General features: G+C 71.5%; 7 protein-coding genes. 5 read left to right on the top strand and 2 right to left on the bottom strand.

Annotation, left to right across the window (positions count from 1 at the left end):
* Nucleotides 1–60: 60 nt before the first annotated feature.
* Nucleotides 61–900, bottom strand: a complete 840-nt coding sequence (locus tag AB8A24_RS42665; protein WP_328962696.1) for a pentapeptide repeat-containing protein — start codon at nt 898–900, stop codon at nt 61–63.
* A 96-nt stretch (nt 901–996) separates the two neighbouring features.
* Here AB8A24_RS42665 and AB8A24_RS42660 point away from each other — a divergent pair, with 96 nt between their 5' ends.
* From AB8A24_RS42660 to AB8A24_RS42640, 5 genes are all read left to right on the top strand, one after another.
* Nucleotides 997–1,605 (top strand): LysE family translocator, encoded by a 609-nt coding sequence (locus tag AB8A24_RS42660; RefSeq protein WP_030728571.1) that lies wholly within the window; start codon nt 997–999, stop codon nt 1,603–1,605.
* A gap of 52 nt (nt 1,606–1,657) precedes the next feature.
* Nucleotides 1,658–2,461: a thioesterase family protein gene (locus tag AB8A24_RS42655; protein ID WP_369479200.1), complete on the top strand. Its 804-nt coding sequence runs from the start codon at nt 1,658–1,660 to the stop codon at nt 2,459–2,461.
* 69 nt (nt 2,462–2,530) lie between these two features.
* On the top strand, nt 2,531–4,216 hold the full coding sequence (locus AB8A24_RS42650) for a serine/threonine-protein kinase (RefSeq protein ID WP_369479199.1): 1,686 nt from the start codon (nt 2,531–2,533) through the stop codon (nt 4,214–4,216).
* 58 nt (nt 4,217–4,274) lie between these two features.
* Nucleotides 4,275–5,294, top strand: coding sequence for an NlpC/P60 family protein (locus tag AB8A24_RS42645; RefSeq protein ID WP_369479198.1), 1,020 nt, complete (start codon nt 4,275–4,277; stop codon nt 5,292–5,294).
* Between the two features lie 201 nt (nt 5,295–5,495).
* Complete coding sequence (locus tag AB8A24_RS42640) at nt 5,496–6,212, top strand: phosphatase PAP2 family protein (RefSeq protein WP_328962700.1); 717 nt, start codon at nt 5,496–5,498, stop codon at nt 6,210–6,212.
* Nucleotides 6,213–6,349: 137 nt separating this feature from the next.
* Here AB8A24_RS42640 and AB8A24_RS42635 read toward each other — a convergent pair whose 3' ends face one another.
* Nucleotides 6,350–6,562, bottom strand: a complete 213-nt coding sequence (locus AB8A24_RS42635) for a hypothetical protein (protein ID WP_328962701.1) — start codon at nt 6,560–6,562, stop codon at nt 6,350–6,352.
* Nucleotides 6,563–6,736: the final 174 nt, after the last annotated feature.

Below are 6,736 nucleotides of genomic sequence, written 5' to 3'. Positions count from 1 at the left end.
CCCGGCGGGGTTGGGGGAGCGCCCGGCGGGGTTGGGCGGGTGCGGGGCCGGTGGGGTGGATCAGGTCCAGTGGGTGGGGCGGGTGAGGGAAGGGGGGATTCGGGTGGTCGGGTCGCCCTGGGCCGCGTTCAGCTGGGGCTGGGTGAGGAAGACGGCTTCGCGCAGGTCCGCGCCGCGGAGGTCGGTGTCGCGGAGGTCCGCGCCGATCAGGTCGGCCGTGCGGAGATCGGCGCGGGTGAGGTCGGCGGCGATCAGGTAGGCACCGCGGAGGTTCGCGCCGCGCAGGTCGGCTCCGGAGAGGCGGGCGCCCATCAGGTCCGCGCCGCGGTGGTTCTTCTTGCGGCCCGGGACCTTCGCCCGTACGAGTTCGCTCGTCTTCAGGAGCAGGGTGTTGATCCGTTGCCGGAGGGCGCCGACGTCCAGGCCCACCAGGGCCTCTGCGTCGGCCCGGGTCCATTCCTCGGTCTCCGTCAGGGCCCGGCGCAGGTCCCCGTGGACCGGGGCGGCGGCCGGGAGGGTCAGGGCCTCGCTGACGTAGAAGAGCAGCTCGTGCAGTTGCCGCAGTACCGGGAAGACCTCGAACATCCGGCGGGCCGTGCCGGGGTGGGTGCGCCAGTCGCGGCCGCCGAAGGTGACCTGGGAGACCTGCTGTCCCGCGCCGAAGCAGTCGAAGACGGTGCAGCCCTGGAAGCCCTTGTCGCGGAGCCGGGTGTGGATGCCGCAGCGGAAGTCCTGCTGGAGGTTGCCGCAGGGGGTTCCGGCGGGCTTGTTCACGGCGAAGTCGTTGGACTTGGCGAAGGGGAGGGCCACGCAGCAGAGCGCGAAGCAGTTCGCGCAGTCGGCCTGCAGGACCGGCAGGGGGGCGGGCGCGGGGGCGGGGGTGGCGGGGCTACTGGGCACGTCGTCCATTGTCGCGCGTCGGGCGCGCGTCGGGCGCGCGTCCTCGGCTGTCCGGAATGGCTTGATCCACGGGGCGGTGGCGGTGAGCATCCCCGTATGACAGAAGTGATCGCAGTCGCCGTCATCACCCTCCTCGCCGTGATCAGTCCCGGCGCCGATTTCGCCATGGTGGTCCGTAACAGCTATCTCTACGGGCGTCCCACCGGGTTGTTCGCCGCCGCCGGCGTCGCGGCCGGTGTGCTGGTCCACGTCTCCTACACGATGCTCGGGGTCGGTCTGCTGATCGCCTCCTCCACCGCGCTGTTCACCGCGATCAAGCTTGCGGGTGCGGCCTATCTGGTGTGGATCGGGATACGTACCTTCCGGGCGCGCGCCGAGCTGACCGTGGACCTGGAGTCGAAGCCGCAGCTGACCCGGCTGGGGGCGATGAGGTCGGGCTTCCTGACCAATGTGCTCAATCCGAAGACGACGCTGTTCGTGGTGTCGACCTTCACGCAGGTGGTGAACCCGCAGACGCCGGTGTGGCAGCAGGTGGGCTACGGGCTGTTCATGTCGGCGGCGCACCTGGGCTGGTTCGGGGCGGTGGCGCTGTTCTTCTCCGTCTCGCGGCTGCGCGACCGGATGCTGAAGGCGCAGAAGGCGCTGAACCGGGCCATCGGGTCGGTGCTGGTGGGGCTGGGGGTGGGGCTGGGGTTCGCCCGCTGAGGCGGTCGCAGGGGGCTGGTGGCCTGGGTTACCTGTCGGTAGCGTGGCCGGTATGGGTGCTGCCGAGGGGTACGAGGGATTCTTCGAGAGGGTCGACGCCGGGCGGTTCCTGGCCACCGAGTACACGCGGGGGCCGTGGGACCCGGGGTCGCAGCACGCCGGGCCGCCGGCCGCGCTGCTCGGGCGGGCCGTCGAGGAGCGGCCGGGTGCGCGTACGGACATGCGGGTCGCCCGGATCACGTACGAGATCCTGCGCCCGGTGCCGATCGGCGAGCTGGAGATCACCACCAGTGTGCTGCGGGCCGGGCGCGGGACCGAGGTGGTCGAGGCGGCCCTCGCGCCGGCGGGCGGCGCGCCCGTGATGCTGGCGCGGGCCCTGCGGATCCGGGTCGCGGAGGAGGCCGTTCCGGCCGTGGTCCCGGGGCCGCAGCTGCCGCCGCCCGGGGAGGTGGAGGTGACGCCTTTCTTCCCGGTGCCGTGGGAGGTCGGCTACCACTCGGCCATGGAGACCCGGTTCACCGAGGGCGCCTTCGTCGAACTGGGCCCCGGCACCTGCTGGATGCGGATGAAGGTGCCGCTCGTCGCCGGGGAGGAGCCCAGGCCGCTGGACCGGGTGCTGATCGCGGCCGACTCGGGGAACGGGATCAGTTCGGTGATGGACTTCGGGCGGTACGTCTTCATCAACGGTGACCTGACCGTGCACCTGCACCGCCATCCGGTGGGCGAGTGGGTGTGCGTGGAGGCCCGTACGAGTGTGGACGCGGCCGGGATCGGGCTCGCGGACGCGCGGTTGCACGACGAGAAGGGGCCCATCGGGCGGAGCGCGCAGAGTCTGTTCGTGGCGCCGCGTTCCTAGCCGGATCCTGGCCTCGTTCCGGTCAACCCGCCTCCGTTCAACGGAAGTCGGTGTGGCAGGCTCGGGGCGATGGAGGCCCTGAGAGACGTCGACCCCGCACAGATCGGGGCGCATGCGCTGTTGGCCCGGCTCGGTGCCGGAGGGATGGGGCAGGTGTACCTGGCGCGGTCGCCCGGTGGGCGCCTCGTCGCGGTGAAGGTGATCCGGGACGAGATCACCGGGCATCCGGAGGCGTTGGCCCGGTTCCGGCGTGAGGCCGAGACCGTGCGTGCGGTGCGGTCGGCGTACACGGCGAACCTGATCGACGCCTCGCTGGCCGGGGCGCCGTACTGGCTGGCGACCGAGTACGTAGCGGGCCCGACGCTCGGTCATGCCGTGTCGGAGCGGGGCGGCCTGCCCTCGGACACCTGCCGGCGGTTGTTCGCGGCGCTGGCGGAAGGGCTCGCGAGTGTGCACGCGTACGGGGTGACGCACCGGGACCTCAAGCCGCAGAACGTCATTCTGGGCGCGCAGGGGCCGCAGCTCATCGACTTCGGCATCGCGCGGGGGGTCGGCGAGACGGCTCTCACGCAGGACGGGCAGGCCCCGGGCACGCCCGGGTACAGCGCGCCCGAGGTGTTGCTGGGTGCGGAGGCCGGGGCGGCGGCGGACGTCTTCGCACTGGGCGCGACCCTCGCGTACGCGGCGACCGGGCGGCCGCCGTTCGGTACGGGCGTGGCGACGACGGTGAGCTACCGGTCGGTGCACGAGCCGGTCGACGTGGTCGGGGTGGAGCCGGCTCTGGCGGGTCTGATCGAGGCGTGCGTGGCGAAGGATCCGGCGGTGCGGCCGGGCCTGCGTGAGGTCATCGCCCGGTGCGGGGTCCGGGACGCGCTGATCGACGATCCGGTGTACCTCGGGCTCGGTGCGCTGGGCGAGGTCGTACCGGTGCACGAGATGCGGACGCAGGGGCCGGGGTTGGTGCACGGCTACACCCCGACCCAGGATGTGGCGGGGGCCGCGGCCGCGGTCACGCCGGGGCGCGGGCGGATGCGTCGTACGGGTGTGTGGGTGGCCGTCGGGGTCGCGCTGGCCGTGGTCGGGGCCGTGGCGGTGTGGAAGGTGCCGTTGGGGGGTCAGGGAGGTCAGGGGGGCGAGGGCGACCGGGCCGGTGGGCGGGAACAGGGCCGGAGCCCCGCCGCGCAGACGCCCGCCGCCGGTGAGGGGAGCCCTGGCGCTTCCGCGTCGAAGCCCCCGGCCGGTCCGCCCACGTACATCAGGCAGACCGAGCCCAATCTGGACGACTACAACCCCATCCACCGCACCTGTGCGCGGACCGGTGCTGGGGACGGCATGCTGGATTTCCAGACCTCGGTGCCCAGGACCATGGACGACCCGCAGTTGAAGTCGGGCAAGGTGAGGATCGCGTTCCGGGTCAAGAACGCGCTCCCCGACGCGCCGCCGTACTACGTGGCCGTCGTCGTGAAGCCGCAGCACGAGGTCGACGAGAACGGCCGGTCCACCGCGGTGACCGACAATCGCCAGCTCGGGTTCGTTGCCAAGGCCCAGGACCTGTACGAAGGTGACGAGGTGGAGTGGAAGTCCGTCACGTACCCGGACGACTTCTCCATGCAGCTGAACGGAAAGACCGTCGAAGCACCTCCGCTGTCGCAGGATCCCGGCGGCTGGACGGTGGTGTTCCGGCATGCCGTCTCGGATACGGAACACACGACATTGGTCTGCGACGGCTTCGACAGCGGGCCGCAAAAGGGATGAATCCGACACGTAACGGTGAATCCCGGTGAAAGACCGGCCGATGGGGGAGGGTTGACGGGTGCGCAGATTCTGGGTGATCGGCGGGATCAGCTTCGGAGCGTGTCTGTGCTTCGTGGCTCTCCTCGTGGTCGGCACGTACTCCGCCGCCGCGGGCATCGCGAACGCCGGTGGCCGTCAGGTCGGGCTGGCGAAGGGCGCCGTACCCGGGAAGTACCAGGCTCTGGTGCAGAAGTGGGGCGTTCTCTGCCCGACCCTGAGTCCGGCCGTCCTCGCTGCCCAGCTCTACTCGGAGAGCGGCTGGAACCCGAACATCGTGAGTCCTGCCGATGCGCGGGGCATCGCCCAGTTCATCCCCGGGACCTGGGCCACGCACGGGATCGACGGGGACGGCGACGGCGATCGCGACATCTGGGACCCGAACGACGCCATTCCCTCGGCCGCTTCCTACGACTGCGAACTCGCGCGTTATGTGAGCAAGGTGCCCGGAGATCCCGTCGCGAACATGCTGGCCGCCTACAACGCCGGCCCCGGTGCGGTGACGCAGCACCAGGGCGTGCCCCCGTTCCGCGAGACGCAGGGGTACGTGAAGGCCATCACGACGTTGGCCAAGAGTTTCGAACGGCCCGTCGGGCGGGTGGCGCCCTCGCAACAGGCCGCCGGGGCCATCTACTTCGCGCAGAAGCAGCTCGGCACGCCGTATCTGTGGGGCGGCAACGGGACGCCCGATCAGGACGGGCGGTTCGACTGTTCGGGGTTGACCAAGGCTGCGTACGAGACCGTGGGGGTCGAGTTGCCGCGCGTGGCGAACGACCAGTACAACGCCGGGGCGCATCCTTCGCGGGATCAACTCCTGCCCGGTGACCTCGTCTTCTTCTCCGATGATCTGACGAACTCCCGGGAGATCCGGCACGTCGGGCTCTACGTGGGCGGCGGGTACATGATCAACGCCCCTTACACCGGCGCCGTGATCCGGTTCGACAAGATCGACACCCCGGACTACTTCGGTGCGACGCGTGTGACCAAGGACGGTGCCGAGGCGCTGCCGGAGCGGTCCGCCGCCGGGTCGGCGGCTTCGTAACTCACCGTAAGGCAAAGGCCCTGAGCTGCGACGATGAGTCACTCTTCGATAACGTTGGAGTGATCATTGCGTGGAGAATGGAACGTAGGAGCCAGAACGGGCGTTCCATGGGCGCGGGGGTTGATCAAGTGGGGGTGGAGGGGCGCACACAGGGGTGCGTTCCACAGGGGAACCACGGCAAGGGCAAGGGGCCGCGTCACCATGGCTGGACTCACAACAGGTGGGCCGAACGTGGATGTCAGCCTGCTGTACGGGATCAACGGAGCGGCTCGGCACGCTCCGGCGTGGCTGGACCGGGTCGTGAGTCTGCTCGGGGAGTACGGGATCCTGCTGGCCCTGGTGCTCCTGGTCCTGTGGTGCTGGCGTGGTGCCCGCCGGCAGGACGAGGCCACCGCCGTCGAGTCCGTCGCCGCGCTCGTCTGGGCCCCGCTGGCCGCCGGGCTGGCGCTGCTCGTGAATGTGCCGCTACGTGAATTCGTCGGGCGGCAGCGGCCGTTCCGCCAGCACGAGGGCCTGCACGTGCTCGATCCCGCCTTCGGTTGGGGGCTCGGGCGGACCGAGTTCTCCTTCGTCAGCGGCCACACCACCCTCGCGATGGCCCTGGGTGTAGGCCTGTTCGTGGCGAACCGGAAGTTCGGCCTCCTGGGGATCGGGCTGGCCTTCGCCGAGGGCCTGTGCCGCGTCTACATGGGCATCCACTACCCGACCGACGTCATCGGCGGCCTCGCGCTCGGCACCGCCGTGGTGCTCCTGCTCGCGCCGCTCGCGATGGCGGCGCTGAATCCGCTGGTGCGGGCGGTGGCCCGCTCCCGGCGCGGCGGCCGGCTCGTACGGTCCAAGAACCTCGCGCTGCCCCGGCCGGTAGGCCTCCCGCAGGCACAGACCCCGCCCACGCACGAGAGCGACCTCGCCGCCTGACACCGGTGGCGTGACGGGGCCCGGCCTGGATCAGGTCTGCGCGTACGCGTTCCATACGGCGAGCAGCGCGGCCGCCAACAGGCACAGCACCGCGGCCCCGAAGCACACCCGCACCGCCTTCGGCCGGGAGCGGCGCATCAGGGCTCGCCGCCGTCGGAGTCGCGGCGGTACCGGGAGCGCAGCCACCAGCCGGTCGCCGCGGCCGCCGCCGAGGTGAGCCCGATGGCCAGGGCCACGTCGGCGGGGCTGTCCGCCGAGCCCACGGGTCGGGCCCAGGCCGCGGCGGCCGGGGCGGACACGATGAGCAGGGCCCAGAGAAGGGTCGCGAGGCGGGCTGCGGAACCTGGCATGAGTCAAGGGCATCCGCTGCGGCGCGCCCCGGCCAGCCGGGCCGTCCGAACGGGCGAGACGGCCCAGGAGGCGTCGTGCCCGATCGGCGATACCGCGCCCCTAGGCCGTCTCTTCCGGATCTTGCCGGGCCCGGCCCGCCCGGCACGGCACCTCGCCGCGTTGTCGGGACACCC

It is taken from the genome of Streptomyces sp. BF23-19 (assembly GCF_041106355.1).
Lineage (GTDB): Bacteria > Actinomycetota > Actinomycetes > Streptomycetales > Streptomycetaceae > Streptomyces > Streptomyces virginiae_A.
The sequence above is the reverse complement of the archived record's forward strand: the minus strand, read 5'-3'. Positions and strand labels throughout refer to the sequence as shown.